At 75.1% G+C, this 24,775-nt stretch carries 21 protein-coding genes and 1 pseudogene; 16 read left to right on the top strand and 6 right to left on the bottom strand.

Annotated elements, in window-relative coordinates; all coding sequences use genetic code 11:
- Positions 1 to 130 precede the first annotated feature (130 nt).
- The 7 genes from ABEA77_RS18410 to ABEA77_RS18380 all read left to right on the top strand — a co-directional run bounded on the left by ABEA77_RS18410 (position 131) and on the right by ABEA77_RS18380 (position 7,307).
- Positions 131 to 1,378, top strand: coding sequence for a CaiB/BaiF CoA transferase family protein (locus ABEA77_RS18410; protein WP_345648436.1), 1,248 nt, complete (start codon positions 131 to 133; stop codon positions 1,376 to 1,378).
- Positions 1,379 to 1,437: 59 nt separating this feature from the next.
- The gene (locus ABEA77_RS18405) at positions 1,438 to 2,307 is read left to right on the top strand and encodes a citryl-CoA lyase (RefSeq protein WP_345648434.1); all 870 of its coding nucleotides are present in this window, start codon (positions 1,438 to 1,440) and stop codon (positions 2,305 to 2,307) included.
- Entirely contained in the window at positions 2,300 to 3,001 is a 702-nt protein-coding gene (locus ABEA77_RS18400; protein WP_345648431.1) for an alpha/beta fold hydrolase, read from the top strand. The genes ABEA77_RS18405 and ABEA77_RS18400 overlap by 8 nt, the downstream gene beginning before the upstream one ends.
- Before the next feature lie 241 nt (positions 3,002 to 3,242).
- A complete protein-coding gene (locus tag ABEA77_RS18395) occupies positions 3,243 to 3,449 on the top strand; it encodes a hypothetical protein (protein ID WP_345648429.1) in 207 nt (68 codons plus the stop codon).
- Positions 3,450 to 3,566: 117 nt separating this feature from the next.
- The gene (locus tag ABEA77_RS18390) at positions 3,567 to 4,739 is read left to right on the top strand and encodes a serine hydrolase domain-containing protein (protein ID WP_345648426.1); all 1,173 of its coding nucleotides are present in this window, start codon (positions 3,567 to 3,569) and stop codon (positions 4,737 to 4,739) included.
- A gap of 114 nt (positions 4,740 to 4,853) precedes the next feature.
- Positions 4,854 to 6,470, top strand: a complete 1,617-nt coding sequence (locus ABEA77_RS18385) for a glycosyltransferase family 39 protein (protein ID WP_345648423.1) — start codon at positions 4,854 to 4,856, stop codon at positions 6,468 to 6,470.
- 99 nt (positions 6,471 to 6,569) lie between these two features.
- Positions 6,570 to 7,307, top strand: coding sequence for a (2Fe-2S)-binding protein (locus ABEA77_RS18380; RefSeq protein WP_345648420.1), 738 nt, complete (start codon positions 6,570 to 6,572; stop codon positions 7,305 to 7,307).
- Positions 7,308 to 7,360: 53 nt separating this feature from the next.
- Here the strand turns inward: ABEA77_RS18380 and ABEA77_RS18375 are convergent, their stop codons facing one another.
- Positions 7,361 to 8,428 carry an NAD(P)-dependent alcohol dehydrogenase gene (locus ABEA77_RS18375; protein ID WP_345648418.1) on the bottom strand — a complete coding sequence of 356 codons (1,068 nt, stop codon included), beginning with the start codon at positions 8,426 to 8,428 and terminating at the stop codon, positions 7,361 to 7,363.
- Positions 8,429 to 8,544: 116 nt separating this feature from the next.
- On the opposite strand from ABEA77_RS18375, the gene ABEA77_RS18370 reads away from it, so the two are divergent.
- Positions 8,545 to 9,144: a TetR/AcrR family transcriptional regulator gene (locus ABEA77_RS18370; protein ID WP_345648416.1), complete on the top strand. Its 600-nt coding sequence runs from the start codon at positions 8,545 to 8,547 to the stop codon at positions 9,142 to 9,144.
- Positions 9,145 to 9,228: 84 nt separating this feature from the next.
- Here the strand turns inward: ABEA77_RS18370 and ABEA77_RS18365 are convergent, their stop codons facing one another.
- Positions 9,229 to 9,459 carry a hypothetical protein gene (locus ABEA77_RS18365; protein ID WP_345648410.1) on the bottom strand — a complete coding sequence of 77 codons (231 nt, stop codon included), beginning with the start codon at positions 9,457 to 9,459 and terminating at the stop codon, positions 9,229 to 9,231.
- A 34-nt stretch (positions 9,460 to 9,493) separates the two neighbouring features.
- Here ABEA77_RS18365 and ABEA77_RS18360 point away from each other — a divergent pair, with 34 nt between their 5' ends.
- Complete coding sequence (locus tag ABEA77_RS18360) at positions 9,494 to 12,130, top strand: alpha-L-rhamnosidase-related protein (RefSeq protein WP_345648407.1); 2,637 nt, start codon at positions 9,494 to 9,496, stop codon at positions 12,128 to 12,130.
- Between the two features lie 85 nt (positions 12,131 to 12,215).
- Here ABEA77_RS18360 and ABEA77_RS18355 read toward each other — a convergent pair whose 3' ends face one another.
- The gene (locus tag ABEA77_RS18355) at positions 12,216 to 14,087 is read right to left on the bottom strand and encodes a phospholipase C (RefSeq protein ID WP_345648404.1); all 1,872 of its coding nucleotides are present in this window, start codon (positions 14,085 to 14,087) and stop codon (positions 12,216 to 12,218) included.
- A 429-nt stretch (positions 14,088 to 14,516) separates the two neighbouring features.
- Here ABEA77_RS18355 and ABEA77_RS18350 point away from each other — a divergent pair, with 429 nt between their 5' ends.
- Together ABEA77_RS18350 and ABEA77_RS18345 are read left to right on the top strand one after the other, a co-directional pair.
- On the top strand, positions 14,517 to 15,539 hold the full coding sequence (locus tag ABEA77_RS18350; protein ID WP_345648402.1) for a tetratricopeptide repeat protein: 1,023 nt from the start codon (positions 14,517 to 14,519) through the stop codon (positions 15,537 to 15,539).
- Positions 15,540 to 15,619: 80 nt separating this feature from the next.
- Positions 15,620 to 16,594, top strand: a complete 975-nt coding sequence (locus ABEA77_RS18345; RefSeq protein WP_345648399.1) for an epimerase — start codon at positions 15,620 to 15,622, stop codon at positions 16,592 to 16,594.
- A 55-nt stretch (positions 16,595 to 16,649) separates the two neighbouring features.
- Here ABEA77_RS18345 and ABEA77_RS18340 read toward each other — a convergent pair.
- Positions 16,650 to 16,850: pseudogene (locus tag ABEA77_RS18340) on the bottom strand (VOC family protein); the annotation flags it as partial.
- A 264-nt stretch (positions 16,851 to 17,114) separates the two neighbouring features.
- Here ABEA77_RS18340 and ABEA77_RS18335 point away from each other — a divergent pair.
- Complete coding sequence (locus ABEA77_RS18335; RefSeq protein WP_345648396.1) at positions 17,115 to 19,205, top strand: restriction endonuclease; 2,091 nt, start codon at positions 17,115 to 17,117, stop codon at positions 19,203 to 19,205.
- Positions 19,206 to 19,312: 107 nt separating this feature from the next.
- On the opposite strand, the gene ABEA77_RS18330 is transcribed toward ABEA77_RS18335, so the two are convergent.
- Positions 19,313 to 20,500 carry an FAD-dependent monooxygenase gene (locus tag ABEA77_RS18330; protein WP_345648393.1) on the bottom strand — a complete coding sequence of 396 codons (1,188 nt, stop codon included), beginning with the start codon at positions 20,498 to 20,500 and terminating at the stop codon, positions 19,313 to 19,315.
- A gap of 139 nt (positions 20,501 to 20,639) precedes the next feature.
- Between ABEA77_RS18330 and ABEA77_RS18325 the strand changes: the two genes are divergently transcribed.
- Both ABEA77_RS18325 and ABEA77_RS18320 read left to right on the top strand, forming a co-directional pair.
- Positions 20,640 to 21,179, top strand: a complete 540-nt coding sequence (locus tag ABEA77_RS18325) for a MarR family winged helix-turn-helix transcriptional regulator (protein WP_425588309.1) — start codon at positions 20,640 to 20,642, stop codon at positions 21,177 to 21,179.
- A 339-nt stretch (positions 21,180 to 21,518) separates the two neighbouring features.
- On the top strand, positions 21,519 to 22,682 hold the full coding sequence (locus tag ABEA77_RS18320) for an acetamidase/formamidase family protein (RefSeq protein ID WP_345648391.1): 1,164 nt from the start codon (positions 21,519 to 21,521) through the stop codon (positions 22,680 to 22,682).
- On the opposite strand, the gene ABEA77_RS18315 is transcribed toward ABEA77_RS18320, so the two are convergent.
- Positions 22,667 to 23,533, bottom strand: coding sequence for a helix-turn-helix domain-containing protein (locus ABEA77_RS18315; protein WP_345648390.1), 867 nt, complete (start codon positions 23,531 to 23,533; stop codon positions 22,667 to 22,669). The two genes, ABEA77_RS18320 and ABEA77_RS18315, sit on opposite strands and share 16 nt — an antisense overlap.
- 187 nt (positions 23,534 to 23,720) lie before the next feature.
- Between ABEA77_RS18315 and ABEA77_RS18310 the strand changes: the two genes are divergently transcribed.
- Complete coding sequence (locus ABEA77_RS18310; RefSeq protein ID WP_345648387.1) at positions 23,721 to 24,443, top strand: alpha/beta fold hydrolase; 723 nt, start codon at positions 23,721 to 23,723, stop codon at positions 24,441 to 24,443.
- A gap of 50 nt (positions 24,444 to 24,493) precedes the next feature.
- Entirely contained in the window at positions 24,494 to 24,712 is a 219-nt protein-coding gene (locus ABEA77_RS18305; RefSeq protein WP_345648385.1) for a hypothetical protein, read from the top strand.
- Positions 24,713 to 24,775: the final 63 nt, after the last annotated feature.

The raw sequence follows: 24,775 nt of genomic DNA, 5'->3' as shown, positions 1-24,775 counted from the left end.
TGCCCCTCCGCGCCGGGTGCGCCTTGACGCGGGCGGTGGGTCCGGTGTCCTATCTGAGATATGCGGACACCTGACCGCTGTGCGGACGCGGTGGGGGTACTGTGACGCGGAAACGAGAGGCGGCTCCGGCATGGCAGAGCGCGGGACGGGCGCGGGGGTCGGTCAGAGGGCCGACGCTGAGGCGCCGGACGGCCAGGGACCGGACGGCCAGGGACCGGACGGCCCGCCGCTCGCGGGGGTGCTGGTCGCCGACTTCTCCCGGGTGCTCGCGGGCCCCTACGCGACCATGCTCCTCGCCGACCTCGGCGCCACCGTCGTCAAGGTCGAGGGCCCGGCGGGCGACGAGACCCGCGCCTGGCGGCCGCCGGTGCGCGACGGGGTGTCCACGTACTACCTCGGCGTGAACCGGGGCAAGCGGTCGATCGCGCTCGACCTGCGCGACCCGGACGACCTGGCCGCGGCGCGCGAACTCGCCCGCCGCGCCGACGTGCTGATCGAGAACCTGAAGCCGGGCGGCATGGCGCGGTTCGGCCTGGACCACGCGGCGGTCTCCGCCGCCAACCCCGGGATCGTCTACGCCTCCATCAGCGGCTTCGGCTCGGGCGCCGGCGCCCATGTGCCGGGCTACGACCTGATGGTGCAGGCCGTCTCGGGCCTGATGAGCCTCACCGGCGACCCGGAGGGCCCCGCCTACCGCGCGGGCATCTCCGTCTTCGACGTGATGGCGGGCAACCACGCCGTCATCGGCATCCTCGCCGCGCTGCGGCACCGCGACGCGACGGGCCGCGGCCAGCACGTGGAGGTCAACCTCCTGTCGTCCGCGCTGACCGGCCTTGTCAACCACTCGTCCGCGTACGTGGCCGGCGGCACGGTGCCGTACCGCATGGGCAACGCGCACCCCAGCGTCTTCCCGTACGAGCCGCTGCCGACCGCCGACCGGGACCTGATCGTGACGGCCGCCAACGACGGGCAGTTCAGGGCGTTGTGCGAGGTGCTCGGCCGCCCGGACCTCGCGGACGACCCGCGCTTCGCGCACAACGCGGACCGCACCGCACACCGCGACCAGCTGCGGCCGGTCCTGGTGGAACTGCTCGGCGCGCGCGGCGCCGAGGAGTGGTTCGACCTGCTGGTGGCCGCCGGGGTGCCGTGCGGCCCGATCAACACCATCGACGGCGGCTTCGCGATGGCGGAGCGCTTCGGCCTCGACCCGGTGGTCGAGGTGGGCGAGGGCGACCGCGCGCTGCCCACGACCCGGCACCCGATCACCTTCTCCGCCACGCCCGCGCGCTACGAGCTGCCGCCGCCCGAACTCGACGAGCACGGCGCGGAGCTGCGCGCCTGGCTGGCCGCACCGCACGCCCCGGACGCCACCGCGTGAGCGGCGGACGCCCGCACGGCGCGGCCCCGCCCGGGGCCGCGGAACCGAAGGAGTCCCGTATGACGACCGGTCAACAGCCGCGGCCGCAGGGCCAGGACGCTGGGTATCCCACGGCGCTCGGCGCCGCGTCGCCCACCGCGATCACTCTGCTCGGGCAGGACCTCGCCGCCGACGTCATGGGTGAAGTGGGCTTCGGCGAGCTGGCGTTCTGGCTGGCCGCGCAGCGCCGCCCCACGCCAGGACAGACCCGGGTGTTCGAGGCGGTGCTCGCGGCCCTCGCCGACCACGGCTTCACGCCGACCGCGATCGTCACCCGCCTCACCTACCTGTCGGCGCCCGACTCGGTGCAGGGCGCGCTCGCCGCGGGACTGCTCGGCGGCGGCTCCCGCTTCCTCGGTGTCACCGAGGACACCGGCCTCTTCCTGCACGAGGTGCTCGCCGCGCACGAGGGGCGGCTGCCCGCGGACGACGCGGGGTGGGACGAGCTCGCGCTCGCCACGGTCGCCGCCCGCCGCGAGAGCGGCGCCTTCGTGCCGGGCCTCGGCCACCACGTGCACAAGCAGGGCGATCCGCGCACCCCGCGCCTGATGGAGATCGCCCGCGCGGAGGGCGAGTTCGGGCCGCACCTGGAGCTGTTCGCGGCGATCGGCCGGGCCCACCCGCGCGTCCTGGGCAGGACGCTGCCCCTCAACGGCGCGGGCGTGTGCGGCGCGGCCCTCGCCGACCTCGGTCTCCCGCTGCCCCTCCTGCGCGGCTTCGCGCTGCTCGCGCGCACGGCGGGGCTGATCGGGCAGCTCGCGGAGGAGCTGCGCCATCCCGTTGCCAACGACGTCTTCCTCTCCGTCGACCGCAACAACCGGCCCGTGCCGCCTGAGCCGTACCCCGGCGGCTCCACCGGCCGCGCCGGCCGGGACCCGGGCGATGGCTGAGCCGCCACCCGAGCCGGTCCTCGTGCTGGTGCACGGCGCACACCACGACGGCGGCTGCTGGGACCCCGTGGTACGGCTGCTCGCCCGGCGCGGGGTGCGCGCGCACGCCGTGGACCTGCCGCTGACCTCGTACGACGACGACACGGCCGCGGTGCGCGAGGCCGTGCGCGGCGCGGCGGCCGGCGGCCGGACCGTGGTGCTCGTCGCGCACAGCTACGGCGGGCTGCCGGTCTCGGCCGGCGGCCACGGCGCGGACCGCCTCGTCTATGTCGCGGCCAGGATGCCGCTGCCGGGGCGCTCGCCCGCCGGACTGACCCCGCGCTGGGGCCACCCCGCCTACCGTGCCGCCTGCGAGGTGCGCGCGGACGGCGCGGTCGTGCTGCGGCCCGAGGCGCGCGACGTGCTGTACTCCGCCTCGCCCGCGGCCCTCGCCGACGCGGCGGCCGGCCGCTGGCGCCCGATGTGGAGCGCCGTGCCCGCCGAGCCGCTCGCCGACCCCGCCTGGCTGCGCCGCCCCACGCTGTACGTGGTGTGCGCGCGGGACCGTACCGTACGGGTCGACGCGCAGCGCGCCTGCGCGGCCGAGGCCACCGAGAGCGCCGAACTCGACTGCGACCACGCGCCGTTCCTCTCGGCGCCCGGACCGCTCGCCGCGCTGCTCGCCGGACAGGCCGCGCGGGCGGTCGGCGCGTAGCGGACATCGCGGGCAGGAACCACGCCGAGTGCGGGATCCACCGCTCGGTCCACCGCCGGCCGTTGCCGGTGGCACGGTGGTGCTCCGGCATGAAGGCGATGTCCCGCTCGTCCTCGAAGCCACCGGTGGTCCCGTTGAGCATGCCGCCGGGGACGTTGGGACAGTCCGGCCTGTGTTCGACGTTGTTGCGGCCCACGCCCTCGATCATCGAGGAGTCGGGCGGGTTGAGGCCCGTCACCCAGTGCAGCTGGTCCTCCGCGAGCCTGCACAGCCGCTCGCGCAGCGCGCCGAGACGGGCCCCGCGAGCCTGGACGAGGCCGAGGAGTTCGGGACGGCGTCGCGCCGCGAGCTGTTCCGCCTCACCCTGGCGCCGCCTCACCACCGCGTCCCCCTCACCGAGGTGGACCGCGGCTTCACCCTCCTCCACGACCGCCCCCGGGCTTCGTGACGTGTGTGGCGGCACCGGACGGGACCTGAGGCGCCGGGCGGCCGGGTGTTCCGGGTGCCTGTCCCGCCCCCGGCCGGGGGCCGGGGCGTTGTCGTACCCCGCTGGGAGGATGGCGGCATGACGAAGATCCAGGGCTATGTTGCGGCCGGGTTCGAGCCCGTGCGGGAGGCGTTCGCGGCCAATTTCGTGCGGCGCGACGACATCGGGGCCGCGGTGTGCGTCTACCGGGACGGCGAGCCGGTCGTGGACCTGTGGGGCGGGAGCGCGGACCCGGACGCCGGGGTCCCGTGGGAGCGGGACACGCTCCAGCTGGTGTATTCGGCGACGAAGGGCGCGACCGCGACCGCGGCGCACCTGCTGGCGCAGCGCGGCGAGCTCGACCTGGACGCGCCGGTGGCGTCCTACTGGCCGGAGTTCGCCGCGAACGGCAAGGCGGGCGTCACGGTACGCCAGCTGCTCTCGCACCGGGCGGGCCTGGTCGCCCTCGACCGGCCGGTGCCGCTGGCCGACGCGCTCGCCTGGCAGCCGATGGCGGACGCGCTCGCCGCGCAGCGGCCGCAGTGGGAGCCCGGCACGGCGCACGGCTACCACGGCCGCACCTTCGGCTATCTCGTCGGCGAGGTGATCCGCCGGGTGTCGGGGCGCACGCCAGGGCGCTTCTTCGCCGAGGAGATCGCCGCACCGCTCGGCCTCGACTTCTTCATCGGCCTGCCGGACGAGGAGCACGAGCGGGTGAGCGCCATGGTCTACGAGGAGCCCGCCGTCGACCTCGCCACCGTGCCGCTCGACAGCCTCCCCGAGGAGTACCGCCCGGTTCTCGCCGCCCTGCGCGACCCGGATTCCCTCGCCAACAGGGCCTTCGCGATCACCGACCCTGCCGCGATCGACTTCGACGCGCCCGAGGTCCAGGCGGCGGAGATGCCCGCGTCCAACGGCATCGCCACCGCACACGGCCTCGCCCGGCTGTACGCGGCGCTGGTCGGCGAGGTCGACGGCGTGCGCCTGCTCACGCCTCAGACCGTGGCCGCGGCGACCGCCGAGCAGTCGGCGGGACCCGACCGGGTGATGGTCTTCCCCAGCCGCTTCGGCACCGGGTACGCGCTGCCGACGGAGCCGGCCCCGCTGACGGGCCCCCGCGCCTTCGGCCACCCCGGCAGGGGCGGCTCCCTCGGCTTCGCCGACCCGGAGCGCGGCCTCGCCTTCGGCTATGTGATGAACCACATCGTGGAGAGCCCCGGCGACACCCGTGCCGCGTCCCTGGTGGAGGCCGTGCGGAAGTCCGTGGGCTAGAGGTCCGTGGGCTGGGGTCCTTCGTCTGGATCACGCCCGGCTCGCGACGCCTGCCCCTTCCGGCCGCCGGGCCGGGACCGGGGCGCCGCGGTCCTGCGGGTACGGTCGGATGTCATGCCGCCGCGCGTCCTGACCTCCGCCACCCTGCCCCGACAGCGCGGCGGGACGGCGCGGCCCCGGCCCGCGGGGGCGGGCGGTCGCCGCGGGGCGTGGGGCACGGCGCTCGCTCCCGCGCTGCTCGCGCTCGCGCTCGGCCTGTGGGGCCTCACGCGGCGGGACTCGATGTGGCGCGACGAGTCGGTGACGTACCAGGTGGCGCACCGCGGCACCGGGCAGATACGGGACCTCGTCGGGCACGTGGACGCGGTGCACGGCCTCTACTACCTGCTGATGCACGGCCTGTTCCGGGTCTGGGACGGCGGCCTCGTCGCGCTGCGCCTGCCGTCCGTGGCGGCGACCGCGGCCGCCGCCGCGCTGGTGGCGCTCACCGGGCGGCGGGTCGCCGGCGCCCGCGCGGGCCTGTGCGCGGGCGGGGTGTTCGCGCTGGCGCCGCTGGTGCAGATGTACGCGCAGGAGGGCAGGTCGTACGCGTCGGTGTGCGCGCTCGTCGCGCTCGCCACGTACCTCCTCGTGCGGGCCCTCGACGGCGGCGGCCGGTGGACCTGGGCCGGTTACGCGGCGGCGGGCGCGGCGGCCGGCTGGCTGCACGAGTTCGCGGTCCTCGCGCTGGTGGCGCACGGCGTCACCGTGCTGACCTGCCGCACGGCGCGGTGGGCGCGGCGGCGGTGGGCCGTCGCGGCGGGCGCCGCGCTGGCCGCGGTCGCGCCGCTCGCCGTGTTCAGCACCGGCCAGTCGGACCAGGTGTCCTGGATCGGCGGTCCTGGCGCGGTGCAGTGGGCGCAGATCGCGGCGGTCATGGCGCTCGGCGCCGGCTGCGTCTGCTGCGCCGCGCGGCTGCCGCGCCCGCAGGGCCGCCCGGCAGGACCGGTGTCGCCCGCCCGGCTCGGGCTGCCGCTGCTGGTCCTGCCGACCGCGCTGCTGCTGGCTGCCGCCGTGTACCGGCCCGTCTACCTGGACCGCTACGTCCTCTACTCGTACGTCGGCCTCGCCCTGCTGCTGGGGCAGGTGCTCGACCTGCTGCTCGCGTACCGCCCCGCGCCCGGCGCCGCCGCCGTGCGGCGCCTCGCGCCGTACGGGGTGCGGGCGGTGGCAGCGCTCGCCGTCCTCTCGCTGCTGCCGGTGACGCTGGAGATGCGGACGCCCGAGAGCCGCAAGGACGACGTGGCGGCGATCGCCCGCGCGGTGCGGCAGGTGTCGGCGCGCGGCGGCGCGGACGGCGTGCTGTTCCTGCCCGCGCGCCGGCGCGAGTGGCGGCTCTCCTATCCGGGCGCGTACCGCGGCCTGCGGGATCTCGCGCTGCGCGGCACCCCGGCGGGCACCGCGACGCTGGAAGGCGTGGAGGCGCCCCCGGCCGCCGTGGCGCGCCGGGTGCTCGCCGCCCGCCGGATCGTCGCGCTCACCGACCCGCCGGGCCAGCCCCTCGACACGGACCGCGCGGAGAGGGCCAAACGCGCCCTGCTGCGCGACCACTTCACCGTGTGCGCCCGGATGCGGGCCAAGGGCGCCCAGGTGCTTCTGTACGCCCGCCCAGGCGACTGCCCGGAGGCCGCCGCGCCGGCGCACGGCGCCCCGGTCGCGCCGTGCGGCACCCGGCCGGGCGCCGCACGGTGAGCGGCCGGGTGCCGCACGGTGAGCGGCCGGGCCCCGCACGGTGAGCGGCCGGGTGCCGGCGGGTGGGCGAACCCCGCGCCGCGCCGTCAGGATGGGGGCATGACACCGGCCGCCTCCCGTACGACCGTGCTGCTCGACGCCCTCGCCGGGTACGGGCCGTTCTTCGGCTGCGACAGCCACGCGGCGGGCTCGGCCGTCGCGGACGGCTGGTTCCCGCTGGCCGAGCTCGCCGAGGACCCCGCCGCGGTGCACCGGCGGGTGCGGGCCGTACGGGAGCGGCTCGCGGCCCGGCACGGCGTCCCGCCGGACGCCTTCGAGCGGCGGATCGCCGTGTCCGTGTGCCATCTGGGCTTCGCCGCGCGCCTCGTCTCCCCGGTGCTCGCGCTCGCCGCGCTGCACGACCTGCCGGTGGCGCCGCGCCTCGACACCCTGCGGATGCGCCCGGCGGCGGGCGGCACCTTCCCGCTGTCGCTCCCCCGCGACCTGCTTTCCGGGCCGGGCGTGGAGATCGAGGACGCGGCGGAGGCGCTCGTCGCGGGAGTGCTCGGCCCGCTCGGCGAGGCGTTCGCTGCGCTGTCCGTCTCCCGCCACCTCCTGTGGGGCAACGTCGCCTCCGCGGTCGGCGGCGCGGTCGCCTCGCTGGTGGCGCCCGCACCCGAGCGCGCCGGCCCCGTGCGCACGGCGGCCGCCGCGCTGCTGGCCAGGCCCGAACTGGCGGGGACGTTCACCACGGAGCGGGACGGCGGGCTGCGCCGCCGCAGCTGCTGCCTGTACTACCGGGCCTCGCCCCGCGCGGAGCGCGCCGCCGCTGTCTGCGGCGACTGCGTACTCGGCTGACGCGGGCGGCCTCGCAGGCCCCCGGAGGCCGCCCTCCCCGGTGAAGGCCCCGCTCAGGCCGCGGCCCGCGCGGGGCCCGGCAGGTCCGCGAGGTCCGCCAGGTCGAGCACGAACCGGTAGCGCACGTCGCCCTTGCTCAGCCGGGCGAGCGCGTCCGCGACGCGGGCCGAGGGCAGGACCTCCACGTCCGCGGCGATGCCGTGCTCCGCGCAGAACTCCAGCAGCTCGGCGGTGTGCCGCAGCCCGCCGGTGCCCGAGGACGTGAGCTTCTTGCGGCCGTGGATCAGATCCATGATCTGCACCGTGGCCGGCAGCGGGTAGCCGAGCACGGCCACCGTGCCGTCGAGGGCGGCCATGTGCAGGTACGGGCCGAAGTCGTGCGGCGCGGGCACGGTGTCGAGCACCAGGTCGAAGCGCCCGCGCGCCTCGGGCGACTCGTACCGGTCGGCGGTGAGCACGTCCGCCGCGCCGAGCCTGCGGGCGTCGTCGGCCTTGCCCGCGGTGCGGCTGAGGACGGTGACCTCGGCGCCGAGCGCGGCGGCCAGCTTCACGCCCAGGTGCCCGAGGCCGCCGAGGCCCGCCACGGCAACCCGGCTGCCCGGCCCGATCCCGGCCGTGCGCAGGGGCTCCCACATGGTGATCCCCGCGCACATCAGCGGCGCGGCCGCTGCCGGGTCGAGCGCGTCTGGCAGCCGGTGCGCGAACGTCCCGCGCAGCACGTACTCGCCGCTGTAGGCGCCCCTCGTCGGCGTGCCGTCGACGCGGTCGGTGCCGCCGTAGGTGGTGGTGGGGCCCTCGTAGCAGTAGTTCTGCTGTCCCGCCTCGCACATCGGGCAGGCGCCGCAGGAGTCGACGATGGTGCCGACCGCGACCCGGTCGCCCGGCGCGAGTCCGGTCACGGCGGGGCCTGCCTCGGTGACCGTGCCGGTGAACTCGTGGCCGGGCACGAGCAGGCCCTCGCCGAACAGGTTCTGGATCCGGTGCAGGTCGCTGTGGCAGACGCCGCAGTAGTCGACGCGGACCGCGATGTCGTCGTCGCGCAGGTCCCTGCGCTCGATGGTGACGCGGTCCAGCGCGAAGGTGCCTTCGGCGTTGCTCTGCCAGCCGGTGGTGGTACGCATGGGCTCTCTCCAAGAAACAGACAAACTTTTCTGTCTGTTTTGGAGCCTAGCCCTCCCCGGGCGAAAAGCAAACCGACCTTTCTGTTTGTCGGGGTCGACTTGTTAGGGTCGGCTCCATGCCCGACCTGCCGACCACGCCGCGCGGCGCCGCGACCCGCCGCCGCATCCTCGACGCGGCTGCTGAGGAGTTCGCCGGGCACGGCATCGCCGGCGCCAGGATCGAGCGCATCATCGCCGCCGCGCGCACCAACAAGGCCCAGGTCTACGGCTACTTCGGCAACAAGGAGGGCCTGCTCGACGCCGTCGTCGCCGACTGCGTGGAGCAGAGCACGGACGCGCTGCCCTTCGACGCGGAGGACCTGCCGGGCTGGGCCGTGCGGATCTACGACCAGAACCTCGAACGCCCCACCCTGGTACGGCTGATCGCCTGGATCAGGCTGGAGCGGCGCCCGGTCGGCCGCTGGTTCGACAGTGTCGAGCACGCGCACAAGATCGAGGCCATCACGCGGGCCCAGGCGGCCGGCCGGCTGCGCCCCGGCGACCCCTTCGACCTGCTGACCCTGGTCATCTCCATGGCGAGCGCCTGGTCGCCGGCGAGCAGCGTCTACACCGCCACCGCCGACGAGCCCCCGGCCGAGCACGACCGCCGCCGCGCGCTCCTGCGCGCCTGCGTGGCGGGCGCCGTCGCGCCCGACCCGCCCGCGCCCGCCGCCTGACCCGGGCTCCGGCCGCGGCTCGGGCGGGGCGATGGCTGGGAGGCGCGGACGCCGTCATCTCGTCGGCCTCGCGGACCCGCGGCGTCACGGTGACTGTTTCCGGTCACGGCCTGCTCGGACCAGTTCGAGCAGGGCGGTCGCGATGTCCTCGGGGTGATCGAGGAGGGCCAGGTGGCCGCCCGGCACCATGCGCGGCCTGACGCCGAGGCGGGCGGCGAATTCGGCTCCGCCCCGCGGCGTCGGCGTCACGCCCCTGTACACCCCCGCGACCGCGGTGTACCTTCGCAGCTGACCTTGGCGCTTGAAACGTTTCACTCCTTCGCCTCCCCCTGCGAAAGGCCGCGGAACCATGACCTCAGGGCACCACGACGACATGCGCGCAACCGGCCCCGCGAGACGCACCGTGCTGGCGGCGGGGGCGGCGGGGGCGGCGGGGGCCGTGGCCCTCGGCCCGCTGGACGAGACCGCGACCGCGGCCAACGCCCCCGCCCCCACCCCCGCCTGGCACCGCTACGTGCAGGGGCCCGCGTCCCGTGCCGTCCGCCCGGTCCGTGTGCTGGCCGGCTCCGTCACCGGGGACGTGCGCGACCCCGAGGCACTCCTCACGCCCGGCGGCCGGCCCGCCGTCCTGACCAGGCCGCGCCCGGCCGCCCCGCCCGCATGGCCCCCTGGCACCACGGCCGAGGCGTCGTCCACGCACGCGCCCAACGACGGCGACGACGGCAACCCCCGTACGTACGACGCGGGCAACGCCGTCGACGGCGACCCGGACACCTTCTGGAACGACGACACCGAGGGCGCGGGGCCCGACGTCCTGACGATCACCCTCCCCGCCGCCCGCACGCTCTCCGGCGTGACCGTGCTGTCCGACACGGACGGCGTGCCCACCGACTTCACCGTCGAGGCGCTCGGCCCCGCCGGCTGGCACACCGCGGCGGCCGTCACGGGCAACACCGCGGTGCAGCGGCCCGTGCCGTTCGACGCGCCCGTCGCGGCCACGGCCGTGCGCGTCACCTTCACCGCCGACCAGGACACCCCGCAGGGCGAGTTCACCCGGATCAACGAGGTCTGGCCCGAGGCCGTCCCCGCCGTGGAACCGCCGTCCGTCACCCTGGACTTCGGCAAGGTCGTGGTCGGCCATCCACGGGTGCGGTTCGCGTACGCGTCGGACAACAGCCCCGGCGTGCGGCTGGCGTTCTCCGAGTCGACCCGGTTCCTCACCGACCGCTCCGACTTCACCCGCGGCGACCAGGCGGGCGACCCGGGCCGCGGCACCGACCAGTTCGCGGTGCCCGCACGCGGCGCCGACTGGCGCGACGACCGCCGCGGCCACCGTGCGGGCGCCGACCCGTCAGCCCCCGACCAGCTCTACGCGGACGGGCTGCACGGCTTCCGCTACCTGCGCGTCACCCTCGACGCCCTGCCCTCCGACGCGCCCGTCGCGCAGCCCTGGGGCACCGTCGCGATCGACTCCGTGGCCCTCGACTTCACCGCGTACGTGGGCACGCCCGCGAGCTACCGCGGCTGGTTCCACTGCTCGGACGACGAGCTGAACCGCCACTGGTACGCCGCCGCCTACACCAACGAACTGGTCACCGACCACTTCAGACGCGACGACGTGGACCCGCGCGGCGCCTACTCGCCCAGCCTCGACGGCATGTTGGTGCTGCACGACGGCGCGAAGCGCGACCGCGACCCGTACGTCGGCGACCTCGCGGTCTCCGCCCGCACCCTGTACCTCACCCACGACGACGCGGCGCGCGCCGCGCGCAACGTGCTGGCCGACCTCGCCGACCACCAGCGCGCGGACGGCTGGATACCGCCCGCCTCGATCAACGCGTACACCCTGCCGCTGTTCGACTATCCGCTGTGGTGGGTGGCGTGCAGCTGGGACTACGTGCTGTACACCGGCGACCTCGGTTACGCGCGGCGCTACCACCCGCACCTGGTGAAGGTCCTCGACACCTGGTACCCCTCCGTCACCGACGACGCGGGCCTGCTGAGCAAGGGGCTCGCCGGCACGGACGGGTACGGCGACTACGCCTTCCTCGGCCGTACCGGGCGCGTCACCTACTACAACGCCCTCTACGCGCAGGCGCTCAGGGACGCGGCGGCGCTCGCGGCCCACCTCGGCCTCGGCGCGGACGCGGACCGCTGGCGGCGGCGCGCCGACACGGTCGCGCGGGCCGTCAACACCCACCTGTGGGACGCGGCGGCCGGCGCCTACCTGGACTCGGCCACGGGCCCCGTGCGCCACGCGCAGGACGGCAACGCCCTCGCGATCACCTCGGGCATCGCGGACGCGGAGCGCGCCGCCGCCGCGCTCGACCACCTCGACGCGACGACGCGGACCCGCTACGGCAACGCGTTCATGGACAACGACACCCTGTTCGGCGGGGCATCGCAGCGGGTCTACGCGTTCACCTCCTACCCGGAGTTCGTCGCCCGCTTCGAGACCGGGCGTGCGGACTCCGCGGTCGACCAGATCCGCCGCACGTACGGCTGGATGGCGGGCCACGACCCCGGCACCACCCACTGGGAGGGCATCGGCCCCGGCGGCACGCTGTACGAGGACGCCTACACCAGCTGCGCGCACGGCTGGTCCACGGGCGTCCTGCCCGCCCTCACCCACCAGTTGCTCGGCGCCCGCCCGACAGCCCCGGGGTACGCCGAGTGGTCCGTGCACCCGTACCCGGACTCGTCCGTCACCTGGGTGGAGGGGCAACTCCCCACTCCACACGGACCGTTGTACGTTTCCTGGCGGCGCGACCGCGGCACCTTCACCCTCACCGTCCGCGCCCCGCGCGGCACCCGCGGCGCCCTCGCGCTCCCCGCGGGCCCGCACGCGGTGGTCCGCGCCGGTGCCGCCGTGGTGTGGTCGGGGGGCCGCCCGCGTGCCCGCGGTGCCACCGCCGAGGGCGGGTACGTGCGGCTCGCCGGCCTCGGCGCGGGTACCCACACCCTCACGGCGGCCACCACCGGCTGAGGACCCCCGTGGTGTGTACGTTTCACCGCCCCTCCGGACACACCACGGGGGCGGCGCAGCCCCCGTGGTGCGGTGGTGCGGTGTGTTACGAGGCGCGCCCGCGCCCGCGCCTGCGCAGCACGGCGGCGCCGCCGAGCGCGAGGAGCAGTGCGGCGCCCGCGGCGGCCGGGACGGTCACGGACGGGGAGCCGGCCGCGCGCGAGGCGAGGCCCGACCCGTCGAGCCCGCCGCCCATCGGGCCGGTGATCTTGACGTTCTTCGCCGGCTTGGGGGCCTTCTTCGGGATGGACCTGATGGTGGAGACGCGGCCCTTCTTGTCCAGCAGCACCTGGACGTTGTTGGGCCGCTTGAAGGCGAAGAAGTTCTTCAGGGTGCCGGCGCGCGAGTCGAAGGACGCGTCGCCGATCCGCTTCGTGGACCAGTTCTGCTCGATGAAGCGGGTGATCGACGCCTGCTCGGTCAGCGTGTGGTCGACCGCGTTGGTCTTCGCGTACGGCGAGATGACCAGCATCGGCAGGCGCGGCCCCGGGCCGCAGCGGTCGGCGTAGCCGCCCTTGGCCCTCGGGCCCTGGCGGCAGGCGACCGCGTCGGTGGGCTTGCCGTTGGAGCCCTCGGTGGTGTCCTTGGAGCCGTTGAGCACCGGCGGCGCGACGTGGTCGTACCAGCCGTCGGAGTCGTCGTAGGCGACGACGACCGCGGTGGACCTCCACTCGGCGGACTTCTGGATCTTGTTGATCTCGGTGACGAGCCAGTTCTGCTCGTCGATCGGGTCCGAGTTGCCGGGGTGGGCGTCCTGGTACTGCGCGGCCTTCAGGAACGACACGGCGGGCAGCTTCTGCGCGGCGAGGGCCGCGTCGAAGTCCGTCAGGTCGTAGTTGTGGTTCGCGCGCCCGCTGTGGCCGATCTCGTCCACGCCGGCGGGGGCCAGGTGGTGCGGGTTCGAGGTGGACTTGTAGTACTCGAACGGCGAGTGGTGCGGGCTGTAGTCGACGACCGCGGTGCCGCCGATGTTCTTGTGGGTGGCCTCGCACGTGGCGTACGTGCCCTTGGTGCCGTCCCACGCGGTGGTGGGCCGGAAGCCGCCCTGGAACCAGCCCCAGCTGACCTTCTTCTGGTTCAGCAGGTCGCCGATGTTCTTGCCCTGCATCGCCGCGAGCGGCGTGGCGGCCGTGTGGTTCGTGTCCGAGCAGTCGTCGTAGGCCGGGTCGGGGTCGCCGATGACCGTGCCGACGCCCTTCTTGTCCGGCGAGGCCAGCACGGCGGTGCTCGGCGTCTTGGTCTGCTTCGGCTTCTCGGTGCCGGAGGCGGGGTCGACCGAGATCACACCGTGCGTCTGCCCGGAGATCAGGTTGAGCGCACCGGGCGTCGAGGGGCCGAAGTTGGAGCCGTAGGAGTTGTCGCTCAGCGTGTAGTGCTGGGCGTAGTTCCACAGCGCGGTGGTGGTGTTGCCGTCGTAGTAGTCCATCGAGAGGCCGGGCTCGCCGAACAGGCCGCCCGAGCAGGTGTCTGTCTCGGTGTTCTGGACGAACTTGTCGGCCTTGCCGTTGTTGTACGCGAGTTGCTCGGGACCGTAGTTGTGGTTCTGCGAGCAGGTCTGCGCCTCGTTCGGGCCGAGCCGCTTCGGGGCGTACTGATTCGGGTTCTTCTTCAGCAGTTTCGCGTTCGCCAGGTTGTTCACCTTGGGCGTGCGGCCCGACGCGACGAAGGTCGTGCCGTCCGTGTTGGCGGCCTTCGGGTACGTCGCGAAGTAGTGGTCGAAGGACTCGTTCTCGTCGAAGATGACGACGACGTGCTTGATCGGCGTGGTGGTCTTGGCGCTGTTGTCCCCGGCCTTGTGGGCGGCGGCGGCCGGGGCCACCGAACCGCCGAGCGCGACGAGCGCGGCTGCCGCCACGAGTGCCGCGGCCTTCCCCGCGCCGCGTCGGCCGGGCGCCGCCATGGCTCTTGCACTGAACATCTGTCACCTGTCCATGCGGGCGCATCGGCCACTGACCCCGCGGGCGTGCCGTCATGCGCTGTGTCGGATTTCGGTAAGCATGTTCCGCGAGCCGCACATCCGGGCGCATGGCACGAACCTGGCCGTACGGTGAATGGTTGGTCAGCAGTTCCCCATGAATCGGCTGTGGAACGGTAGGGAGCGGCGGTCGCGACCGCGAAGAAGACCGGCCCTCCGCCGCCGTCCGCCGCGCCGCGGCCCGCCCGCGCCCGCCGACGACTCAGGGCTGACCCCCGCGCCCGCACCGTACGTCTCGCGATGAACACGGGCCCCTCGGCGTAGCCCCTGAGTCGGACGCGGGGACACCACCACCGGCGGACTCGCGGGACCCCCTCCGCTCCCTAGCGTTTCCGGTGAGCGAATCGGCCTTGGCAGAGAGGGAGACCGGACATGTACGGCAAGGCCCGCGCACCCGAGTACCAGGGGACTCTGGGGGCGACCCTGGAAGTGAACTCGTCCTACGAGGAGGTGCTCGCGACCGCGAAGCGCGCCGAGCAGGACGCCGCCACCGCGGTGGAGCGGGCGCGGGCCCTGCTCGCCGTCGCCGAGGCGCACCGCAGGCTGGGGCAGGCCGCGGAGGCGGGGGCAGCCTGGCGGGCGAGCTACCGCGCGGCCCGGGAGGCGGACGCGCCCGCCGCGATGGCCTGGGCGCTGTGGAGCGGCGGCACCCTGGCAAGGCAGTGCGGCTCGCTGCCGCTCGCGCGCCGGCTGCTCGGACTCGCGGTCCCGCTGGCCCGCGCGGGCGGCGACCGCACCGCGCGGGGCTACGCGCTCGCCGGGCTCGCCGAGACCGGCCGCATCCAGGGGGACTACGAGGCCGTCGCCGACCTGCACGAGGAGCTGCTGCGGGAGGCGCGGGCGCACGGCGAGGCCCGGCACATCGTGTGGGCGATGTCGGGGATCGCGCAGATGTGCCGCAACACCGGGGAGTGGGACCGGGCGCTCGCCCTCTTCGAGGAGTCCGCCGGGATCGCCGCGGAGGCGGAGGACCACCGCGGCTCGGCCTGGTCGCTGCGGGGTGTCGCGGACGTCCTCTCGTTGCGCGGCGAGACCGACCGCGCGCTGCTGATGCTCTCCCGCGCGGCCCGCACCTGCCGCGAGATGCACCTCGCCTCCGCGCTCGCCTACAACCACAAGATGCGCGGCAACGTCCTCTACCGTGCGGCCCGCTACCCCCAGGCGCGCCGCGCCTACACGGTGGCCCTGACGGAGTTCGCCGCCATCCAGGAACCCAGGGGCACCGCACTCGCCCGCCTCGGCCTGGTCAAGACCCTCGCCCAGCTGGGCCGCCCCACCCCCCTCACCCTCGCCGACCTGGACACCCTCGACGCCGAGTTCACCCGCCTCGGCCTCTCCTACGCCCGCCGCACCATCACCGAGTTCCGCACCCGACTCCCGGCACTGGCGGCGTGACCCGCCGCCGGGGTGGGGTCCCCGCCGGGTAGCAGGGGCCGGATTCTTGAACGTGTTCAAAAAAGAGTTACCCTCGTGGTGTGAAGGTGCTGCTTCCCGGGGGAACCGGGCATGTCGGGCGGGTGCTCCAGCGGGCGTTCGCGGGGGACGGGGACGAGGTCGTCGTGGTGACGCGGCGGCCGGGGGCCGGCGGGGCCGTGGCCGGCCCGCGGGTGCGCGAGGTGGGGTGGGACGGGCGCACCGTGGGGGAGTGGGCCCGGGAGGTCGACGGCTGCGACGTGGTCGTCAACCTCGCGGGGCGCAGCGTGAGCTGCCGGTACACGCCGGCCAACCTGCGGCAGATGAGGGACTCGCGGGTGGACTCCGCGCGGGCCGTGGGCGAGGCGGTCGCGGCGGCCACGCGGCCTCCCCGCCTCTGGCTCCAGATGAGTACGGCCACCCTCTACGCCCACCGCTTCGACGCGCCCAACGACGAGGCGACCGGCCTCGTCGGGGGCGGCGAGCCGGGGGTTCCCGGCTACTGGGGCTACAGCGTGGAGATCGCCCGCGCCTGGGAGGCGGCCCAGGCCGAGGCCGCGACCCCCGCCACCCGCAAGGTCGCCCTGCGCGCCGCCATGGTGATGGGCCCGGGGCGCGGCAGCGTCTTCGACGTGCTGTCGTGGCTGGTGCGGCTCGGCCTCGGCGGGCCGGTGGCGGGCGGGCGCCAGTACGTGTCGTGGATCCACGAGGACGACTTCGTACGGGCCCTGCGGTTCCTGATCGGGCGCGAGGACCTGTCGGGGCCGGTGAACCTCGCCGCGCCGGGGCCGCTCCCGCAGCGCGCGTTCATGCGGGACCTGCGCGCCGCGTGGCGGGTGCCGGTCGGTCTTCCGGCCACCCGCGCGATGGCCGGCGTCGGCGCGTACGTCCTGCGCTCCGACACCGAGCTGCTGCTCAAGAGCCGCCGGGTGGTCCCCGGGCGGCTGACGGAGGCCGGGTTCGCGTTCGCGCACGGGGAGTGGGCGCCCGCCGCCCGCGACCTCGTCCGCCGCGCCAGGGGCGCTCGCAGGGCCTGATCGCGCACGGGGCGCGTGGACGGTGGCCCGCGCCGTCGCCGTGGGCGAGCGCCCCTCACTTACCGTCCGCCGCCGCGAGCAGCGCCGCCGGGTCCGGTTTCTTCATGGTGGACATCGCCTTCATCGCACGGCCGACGCGCGCCTGGTCCGGGCCGGCGATCAGGTCGGTCGTGGCGGCGGCGGGGACGACCTGCCAGGACAGGCCGTACGTGTCCTTGAGCCAGCCGCAGGGCCCCTCCTGGCCGCCGTCGCCGACGAGGCGGTCGGTTGCCGGGCCGGGGACGCGGGCGGCGGCACGGTCGGGGGTCGCGGGAGCGCCGCACCGCCCGGCGTACGCCTCTCTACGGTGGATAGGACCCGCGGCGCGCGCGAAACTCATCGATGCGACCGGTACGCGGCGGGCAGGCGCGGACGCACCGGCGCCGACTCGGCCGCCGTCCTGGACAATTGGGCTTTCGGATGAGCAGTGCGAGCGGAGCGCGGCGGTGGGCGCGCCTCCGCGTGGGGAGGGTCGTGGCGAATGAGTCGAGGTGCCGGCGGTCTGGCGGGGAGTTGGGCACAAGCGCAGCGCCAGCAGCAGCGGCAGTACGAGGCGCAGCAGCGCGAGCGGGCCGCGTACCAGCGTGAGCAGGCGCGGCAGCGGCAGGCGGCGGCGCGCGCCGACCGGCAGCAGCAGGCCCGGTACAAGCGGGAGCGCGAGGCGGAGGCGCAGCGCCGCACGGCCGAGCTCGAAGGGCGGGTGGCGGAGCTCGGGGGGCTGCTGGTGAAGGGGTGCGGCGCCGCGCCGTTCCGTACGGCGGCGCTGCTGCGGACGCAGGGCGCGCTCGAACCGTTCGCGCCGGGAGCACTCGCCCAGCCGGTGCCCATGCCCGACCCCGCGCGCTACCAGCCCGAGGGGCGGGGCTGGTCGCACGCGCGGCGGCAGGAGGCGCGCCGCGAGGCCGAGCAGCGGTACGCGCACGACCTGCAGGCCGCGCGGCACGCCGAGGACCAGCGCAGGCGTCAACTCGACGGGTACCGGCGGCAGTACGACGCCTGGGCGGCGGGCGTACGGGCCGAGACGCAGCGCCACAACGACGCGGTGCGCGCGATGGAGGCGGGCCTGCGCGACGGCGACGCGGAGACGGTGGTGGAGTACTTCACCGCCGCGCTGTACGCGTCGACGGCCTGGCCCGACGAGTTCCCGCGCCAGGTGTCGGCGGCGTACGACAGGGCCGCGGCCGAGCTGGTGCTCGACTGGGAACTGCCGCCGTACGACACCGTGCCTGAGGCCAGGGCCGTACGGTATGTGGCGAGCGCGGACGAGGAGCGCGAGGTGTCGCGGCCTGCGGCGCAGCGGCGCGCGCTGTACCGGGAGGCGCTCGCGCAGTCCGCGCTGCTGGTGCTGCGGGACGTGTTCGCGGCGGACGAGTTCCGCACGGTGGGCGCGGTGTCGTTCAACGGCTTCGTGGACGGACCCGATCCGGCGACGGGCCGGCGCACCCGGGCCGTGCTCGCGTCGGTCGCGGTTCGGCGGCCGGACTTCGACGCGCTCAACCTGGAACTGGTCAGTCCCGTGGACTGCCTCGTCGACGGGCTCGGCGGCCAGCTGTCTTCCAGACCAGACCAGTTGGCGTCGGTCACGGCGGTGCGCCGTCCTGACGAGGTGAGTACCGGCGTGGTCGTGTCGCACGGCGGCGGCGAGGAGCCCGACCTCTTCGAGATGGACCCGCTGGAGTTCGAGGAGCTGGTGGCCGACCTGTTCAGGGCGCGCGGCATGCGGGCGCTGACCACCCGCAGGTCGGGCGACGGCGGTGTGGACGTGGACGCGCTCGACCCGGACCCGATCAGCGGCGGCAAGATCGTGGTGCAGGTGAAGCGGTACCGCAACACCGTGCCGCCCACCGCGGTGCGCGACCTGTACGGCACGGTCCAGGACCAGGGTGCCAACAAGGGCCTGCTGGTGACGACTTCGGGCTTCGGTAACGGGTCGCGCGCCTTCGCCAACGGCAAGCCGCTGCAACTGGTCTCGGGGCCCGAGCTGGTGGAGCTGCTGCACCGGTACGGGCTGCGCGGCAGGCTCGGGCCCGCCGCGGGCGTACCGGCGCAGCGCGCGGGCGACGCACTGGTGGACGCCTCGGCCGACCCGGACGCCTGCACGCTCGGCATGATCTGGGCGGGCGGTGTGGCGCTCGACGTGTGCGCGCTGGTCTGCCGGGGGACGCGGGTGCTCGGCGACGACCACTTCGTGTTCTTCAACAACCACCGCACGCCGGACGGTTCGGTCGCCATGGTCGACCCGGTCGGCGGTGACCGCGCGGCGATCCGCGTCGCTTTCGACCGGCTGCCGGCCGGCGCGGACCGGCTCGTGCTGGTCGCCGCGGTGGACCCGGTCGCCAACCCGGAGGCCGACCTGTCGGGCTTCACGGAGGCGGGCATCAGGCTGCGGGACGCGGCGGGCGCGGAGCTCGACCGGCTCGACGTCTCGGACGGCAGGCCCGGCGAGACCGCCCTGGTCCTCGGCTCCTTCCGCCGCCGCGCCGGCGGCGACTGGGACTTCGTCGTCGGCGGCAAGGGCTACCGGGGCGGTCTTGAGGCGCTGGTCGAGGACTTCGGGATAGAGGTGGAGTAGCCCGCGCGGGCCGTCCCTCCGTGGCAGCCCCGGGCCACGGATCCCGAAGGCCCGCCCGGAGCCGCCGGCGTCCCGAGCCGCGTCCGCCGCCCCGAAGCCCCGTGCCGTCAGGCGTAGTCGGGCAGTTCGATGGCGGTGTGCGCGGCGCGCTGCTCGTCCACCGGCAGGCCCGCCGGGTCGCGCAGGGCCGCGTTGCGTGCGTCGATCATCTCCTGGGTGGCGGGGGTGACGACGGTGCCGCCGCTGCCCGCCAGGGCCTGGTTGCGCTCGGCGAAGGGCCGCACCACCCGCTCGTACGCGGCGAAGGCCTCCGTGTGGTCGGCGCGGGTGGCCAGCTCGCCGGCGAGCACGTACGCGCCGACGAGGGCGACGCTCGACCCCTGTCCCGAAAGGAACGACGTGGCGTGCGCGGCGTCGCCCGCGAGGGCGACGCGCCCGCGCGACCAGGTCGGCAGGTGGATCTGGCTGACGACGTCGAAGAACACGTCGTCGGCCTCGCGCATCGCGGCGACCAGCTGTGGCACGTGCCACACCTGCTCGGGGAAGGTGGCGGCGACCAGGTCGCGCTGGGCCCGCGGGTCACGGAACGCCTCGATCGGGGGCTCCTCCTGGCGGAAGGTCAGGAAGCCGTGCAGCCGGTCCGACGGCTCGTGCGCGTAGAGGACCGCGGCCCTGCCGGGCTCGTTCCAGATCACGCCCTCGTGGGCGAGGCCGAAGTCGTTGCGCAGGGTGAAGCCGGCGAAGACGTAGCCGAGGTAGTGGTGGTACGGCTCCTCGGGGCCGAGGACCAGGCCGCGGGTGTGCGAGTGCAGCCCGTCCGCGCCTATCACCAGGTCGAAGGCGCGGCGCTCGCCGCTCTCGAAGGTGATGTCGACGTGGTCGCCGCGGTCGTCGAGCGTGGCGATGGAGTCGTTGAAGCGGAACGCGACGCGGTCCTCGACGGCGTCGGAGAGCGCGCGCGCCAGGTCGCCCCTGCGTACTTCCAGGTCGAGGCCGCCGTCCCCGCCGCTCACGGACTCGGGGCGCAGCGAGCCGACCGGCTTCCCCTCTCCGTCGAGGAACGAGATGGTCTGGGTGCCGACGTGCGCCGCGCGCAGTTGGGGGAGCAGGCCCATGCGCTCGACCACGGCGCGGGCCGAGCCGCGGATGTCGATGGCGTAGCCGCCGCCGCGCAGGGCGGGCGCCTTCTCGACGACGGTGACGTCGAAGCCGTAGCGGTCGAGCCAGTAGGCGAGGGCCGGGCCTGAGATGCTGGCGCCCGAGATGAGTACGGTGCGGTGCGCGGAGTTCTTCACGAGGCTTCCCCTTTCGAAGCTGCGGCGCCAGCATGTACCTCACTTAGGTATCTTTATGGAGGGCGTGCGTAGCCCTTCGTGGAGGCGCCGTGGAATCGACTGTACATATACCTAACTTAGGTATGCAAGTGGAGGTGTGATGGCCGCAGAGGAACCGGCCGTGTCCGAACCCGCCCATCCCGACCGGGGCGCGGACGCCGCCGCGGAGGTCGCGATGGCCGTGCTGCCGCGACTGACCCGGCTGAGCAGCGCCATCACCCGCGGCGGCATCGCCGAGCGGGCCATCGAGGCGGTCGGACTCTCGCTCGACCGGCCCGCGGTGGGGGTGCTCACCACCCTCCACATGGCCGGCCGGCCGCTGCGCGTCGGGGAGATCGCCGAGCGCATGCACGTGGTCGGCCCGCATGTCACCCGGCACGTCCAGGGGCTTGAGCGGCGCGGCCTCGTCCGTCGTATCGCCGACCCGAACGACCGGCGCGCCAGCCTGATCGAGCCCACGGAGGAGGGCGCAGAGGCGGCGAACCGGTACGCGGTGTCGATGATCGGCTGGTTCACCGAGGCCATCGCCGACTGGTCGGAGCAGGACCGCGAGGACCTGGGCCGGCTGCTCGCCCGGCTCGCCGACGACGTCACCACCCGCCTCGCGACGCTCGACGAACGGCCCCGCACGGAGGACTGAGCCGACGCGCCCCGGGTGCCCCGGACATCACGCCCCCGGGGACCACGGGCCCCGGGCTCACGCGCCCCCGGGCTCAGGCTTCCGTGTCCGCGCGCCTCGGGCTCATTGGTGTCCCGTGCCCGCGCGTCCCCCGGGCCCGGCTTCCCGGGCCCGCCCTGGGACGCCTGGCGATCGGACGGCGACGCGGATTCCCTGTGGACCCACCGCGCCCCCCTGTGCGCTCGGATGGGGGCGGCCCCGCTCCGGTGAGGCGGGGCAACGCCCCCGAAATGGCCGCGCAATGGGGCGAATACAGAGCAAAGTTAGCGTTCCCGCCGTTCCCACACGGCAAGGAGCCACGTGAACACCACAGATCCCCGGCCCGTCGGCACCGCCGGACTCAGCAGACGCAGACTCCTCGCGACGGGCGCCGCGGCCGTCACCACCGCCGCGGCGGCGGGCATCGCGATACCGACGAGCGCCGCCGCGGAGCCAGGGCGCAGGCCCGCGGCCCCGCACCGCCCGCGGCCCGCACACCATCTGCCCTCCCGCCCCGACACGGTGGCGTGGGGCTACCTGGACGCCGCGCTCCCGCCCGTGCTGCGGGTGGCGCCTGGCGACGTCGTCACCATCGACACCCTCTCCCACCAGGGCATGATCAACGGCGCCGACCCCGTGACGTTCTTCGGCCGCTACGGCGTCAGGCGCGGGGACGTGCTCAAGGACGCCGTCGACGTGTACGCGGCGAAGCAGCCGGAGCCCGGCATGAGCGTGCACGTCCTCACCGGGCCCGTGTACGTCGAGGGCGCGCGCCCCGGTGACGTGCTCGAAGTGCGCGTCCTGGACTCGCGGGCCCGCGTCCCGTACGGCGTCAACAAGACAGGCGCGGGCTCCGGCGTCCTGCCCGATTTGCTGACCGGCGACTCGACCAAGGTCATCCCGCTCGACCTGAAGCGGAAGCTCGCCGCCGTCACCAAGGACGTGCACGTCCCCATCGAGTGCTTCCAGGGCATCATGTGCACCGCGCCGGCCCCCGGGCTCGGCAAGGTCAGCTCACGGCCTCCTGGGCCGTTCGGCGGCAACATGGACCTGCGCGACCTCACCGCGGGCTGCACCCTCTACCTGCCGGTCTTCAACGAAGGCGCCCTGTTCTCCACCGGAGACGGGCACACCGCGCAGGGCGACGGCGAGGTCGACGGCACGGCCATCGAGACCTCGCTGACCAGTACGTTCCAGTTCTTCGTGCACAAGAACGTGCACGCGCCCTGGCCGATGGCCGAGAGCCGCACGCACTACATCAGCATGGGCATCGACACCGACCTCGACACGGCGCTCGCCCTCTCGCTCCAGCAGGCCGTCGACTTCCTGCGCTCGCACCGCGGGATGTCCGCGGCCGACGCGTACACGCTGTGCAGCGTCGCCGTGGACTTCGAGATCGCCGAGGCCGTCAACTACACCAAGGTCGTCCACGGCAAGATCCCCAAGTCCGTCTTCCGCGATGTGCCGCGCTACTGGGCGGACTGAGACCGCGCCACGCCCCGGGGGCCGCGGCCGCCCGTGTCCGCCGCGGCACCGGTCAGGCGGGCGAGGGCCGCGGCGCTCTCGCCCCCGGGGTCGGGGTGGTAGACGACGAGGGTCTGGCCCGCTGTGCCCGCGACGGCGAGCCGCTCCCTGTCCAGCAGCAGGCGCCCGGCCTCCGGGTGGTCGACGCGCAGCGGCCCGCCCGTGCACACGTGCACGTCGTGCCTGGCCCACAGGCGGCCGAACCTCGGGCTTGCGAGGGTGAGTTCACGTACCAACTCCGCGCACCGCGGGTCGTCGGACGCGGCGGCGACCGACTCGCGGAAACCCGCGACCAGCTCCTCGGTCGCACTCTCCCAGTCCGGGTAGAGCGCCCGGTCTGCCGGGTCGAGGAACGCGTCGCGCAGCCGGTTGCCGCCCACCGCGAGGCGCGGCGAGAGCGCGGTCGCCGCGGCGTTGGCCGCGAGGATGTCGAGGCGCCGGCTCTCCACGAACGCGGGCATCGGCAGCGCCGCGACGAGCCGCTCCGTGCCCGGCGGCACGGTCTCGTACGCGCCGCGCCCCTCGGGCCGGTACGCGGCGGCGCCGAGCCGCAGCAGGTGCGCCGTCGCGTCGGCGTCGAGCCTGAGGGCGCGGGCGAGCGCGGTGAGCACCTGCGCCGAGGGGTTGCGGTCGCGGCCCTGTTCGAGGCGGAGGTAGTAGTCGGCGCTGATGCCCGCGAGCAGCGCGACCTCCTCACGGCGCAGGCCCGGCACGCGCCGGACCCCGGTCGACGGCAGGCCGGCCTCCTCCGGCGTGACGAGCGCGCGGCGCGCGCGCACGTACTCGCCCAGCGGATTCGGTCTCTCGGCCATGGCTCCACCGTACTTCCGCCGCGGCCTTGCGCAGGTCGCGTGCCTGGTCCTCCCGCCCCCAGGACCGCGGGGGCTCTGGCCCGGCGCTCCGGCCGGCGGCAGCGTGGCCCGCGGCCCGCCCGGTGGGCGGGCGCCGCGCAGGCCGGTGGACGGCGGGGCGCGGGAGAGCCACCCGAGGAGTGTGAGCATGACGACGTATCTGCTGGTGCACGGCGCCTTCCACAGCGGGGAGTGCTGGCGGCGGACGGCCCCGCTGCTGACGGCGGCCGGGCACCGGGTGTACACACCGTCGCTGACCGGCTACGGCGACCGGGCGCACCTGCTCGGCCCCGAGGTCGGGCTCGACACGCACGTCGAGGACATCCTGGGGCTGATCGGGGCGGAGGACCTGACCGACGTCGTGCTCGTCGGCCACAGCTACGCGGGACTCGTCATCTCGGCCGTCGCCGACCGGGTGCCAGGGAGGATCGCCCGGCTCGTCCACCTCGACGCGATGGTGCCGGGGGACGGCGAGAGCGCGGCCGAGGCGCTGCCCGCGACCCGGGCCATGATCGACGCCGCCCTGCGGTCCGAGAGTGGCTGGCGGGTCCCGCCGCCCAGCGAACTGCCGCCGCCGGACGGCCTGTTCGGGGTGACCGACCCTGCGGACCTGGCCTGGCTGCGCACCATGCTCTCGGACCACCCGGTGCGCTGCCTCCAGCAGCCGGTGCGGCTGGCCGACCCGGCCGCCGACGCGATCGAGCGCACGCACATCCACTGCACCTCGCTGCCGAAGGGGTTCGTCAGGCCGCCCGTCCCGCCGCGCCAGCCCAACGGGAACCCCTCGCAGGTCTGGGAACTCCCCACAGGACACGACTGCATGATCACCATGCCGCGCGAACTCGCCGACCTCTTCCTCAAGCTCGCCTGAGGGGCAGGCATCATGAAGGAACAGTGCGGCGCACGGCACGTGGAGCACTGGTGAGCGGCCGGGACCGCGCGGGCCGTGCCCCGGGACGCCCTGGGGGCGGACGGCACCACCGGAGTGAGGCGATCGAGGCCCCGCCCGCGCTCGCCGCGGCGCAGGCGCGCCACGAGGGGGAGGTGGGCCGCGCGTTCGTCGCCGCGCTGCCCGCCGACGCCGCCCGCTTCCTCGCGCGCCGGCGGCTGCACCGTGCCGGCCCGAACGGTACGGCCTGACCGCGCTCGTCTTCGTCCTGCTGACCCGCGTCCTCGGCCTCGGCCGGGAGCGTGCCCGCGCCT

Source organism: Streptomyces tremellae, assembly GCF_039540215.1.
GTDB classification, from domain to species: domain Bacteria; phylum Actinomycetota; class Actinomycetes; order Streptomycetales; family Streptomycetaceae; genus Streptomyces; species Streptomyces tremellae.
The sequence above is the reverse complement of the archived record's forward strand: the minus strand, read 5'-3'. Positions and strand labels throughout refer to the sequence as shown.

What these genes read in the sequence shown, in the direction of transcription:
- ABEA77_RS18410 (WP_345648436.1), top strand. Translation starts at nt 131, where the DNA reads ATGGCAGAGCGCGGGACGGGCGCGGGGGTCGGTCAGAGGGCCGACGCT.
- ABEA77_RS18405 (WP_345648434.1), top strand. Translation starts at nt 1,438, where the DNA reads ATGACGACCGGTCAACAGCCGCGGCCGCAGGGCCAGGACGCTGGGTAT.
- ABEA77_RS18400 (WP_345648431.1), top strand. Translation starts at nt 2,300, where the DNA reads ATGGCTGAGCCGCCACCCGAGCCGGTCCTCGTGCTGGTGCACGGCGCA.
- ABEA77_RS18390 (WP_345648426.1), top strand. Translation starts at nt 3,567, where the DNA reads ATGACGAAGATCCAGGGCTATGTTGCGGCCGGGTTCGAGCCCGTGCGG.
- ABEA77_RS18385 (WP_345648423.1), top strand. Translation starts at nt 4,854, where the DNA reads ATGCCGCCGCGCGTCCTGACCTCCGCCACCCTGCCCCGACAGCGCGGC.
- ABEA77_RS18380 (WP_345648420.1), top strand. Translation starts at nt 6,570, where the DNA reads ATGACACCGGCCGCCTCCCGTACGACCGTGCTGCTCGACGCCCTCGCC.
- ABEA77_RS18375 (WP_345648418.1), bottom strand. Translation starts at nt 8,428, where the DNA reads ATGCGTACCACCACCGGCTGGCAGAGCAACGCCGAAGGCACCTTCGCG.
- ABEA77_RS18370 (WP_345648416.1), top strand. Translation starts at nt 8,545, where the DNA reads ATGCCCGACCTGCCGACCACGCCGCGCGGCGCCGCGACCCGCCGCCGC.
- ABEA77_RS18360 (WP_345648407.1), top strand. Translation starts at nt 9,494, where the DNA reads ATGACCTCAGGGCACCACGACGACATGCGCGCAACCGGCCCCGCGAGA.
- ABEA77_RS18355 (WP_345648404.1), bottom strand. Translation starts at nt 14,087, where the DNA reads ATGTTCAGTGCAAGAGCCATGGCGGCGCCCGGCCGACGCGGCGCGGGG.
- ABEA77_RS18350 (WP_345648402.1), top strand. Translation starts at nt 14,517, where the DNA reads ATGTACGGCAAGGCCCGCGCACCCGAGTACCAGGGGACTCTGGGGGCG.
- ABEA77_RS18335 (WP_345648396.1), top strand. Translation starts at nt 17,115, where the DNA reads ATGAGTCGAGGTGCCGGCGGTCTGGCGGGGAGTTGGGCACAAGCGCAG.
- ABEA77_RS18325 (WP_425588309.1), top strand. Translation starts at nt 20,640, where the DNA reads ATGGCCGCAGAGGAACCGGCCGTGTCCGAACCCGCCCATCCCGACCGG.
- ABEA77_RS18315 (WP_345648390.1), bottom strand. Translation starts at nt 23,533, where the DNA reads ATGGCCGAGAGACCGAATCCGCTGGGCGAGTACGTGCGCGCGCGCCGC.
- ABEA77_RS18310 (WP_345648387.1), top strand. Translation starts at nt 23,721, where the DNA reads ATGACGACGTATCTGCTGGTGCACGGCGCCTTCCACAGCGGGGAGTGC.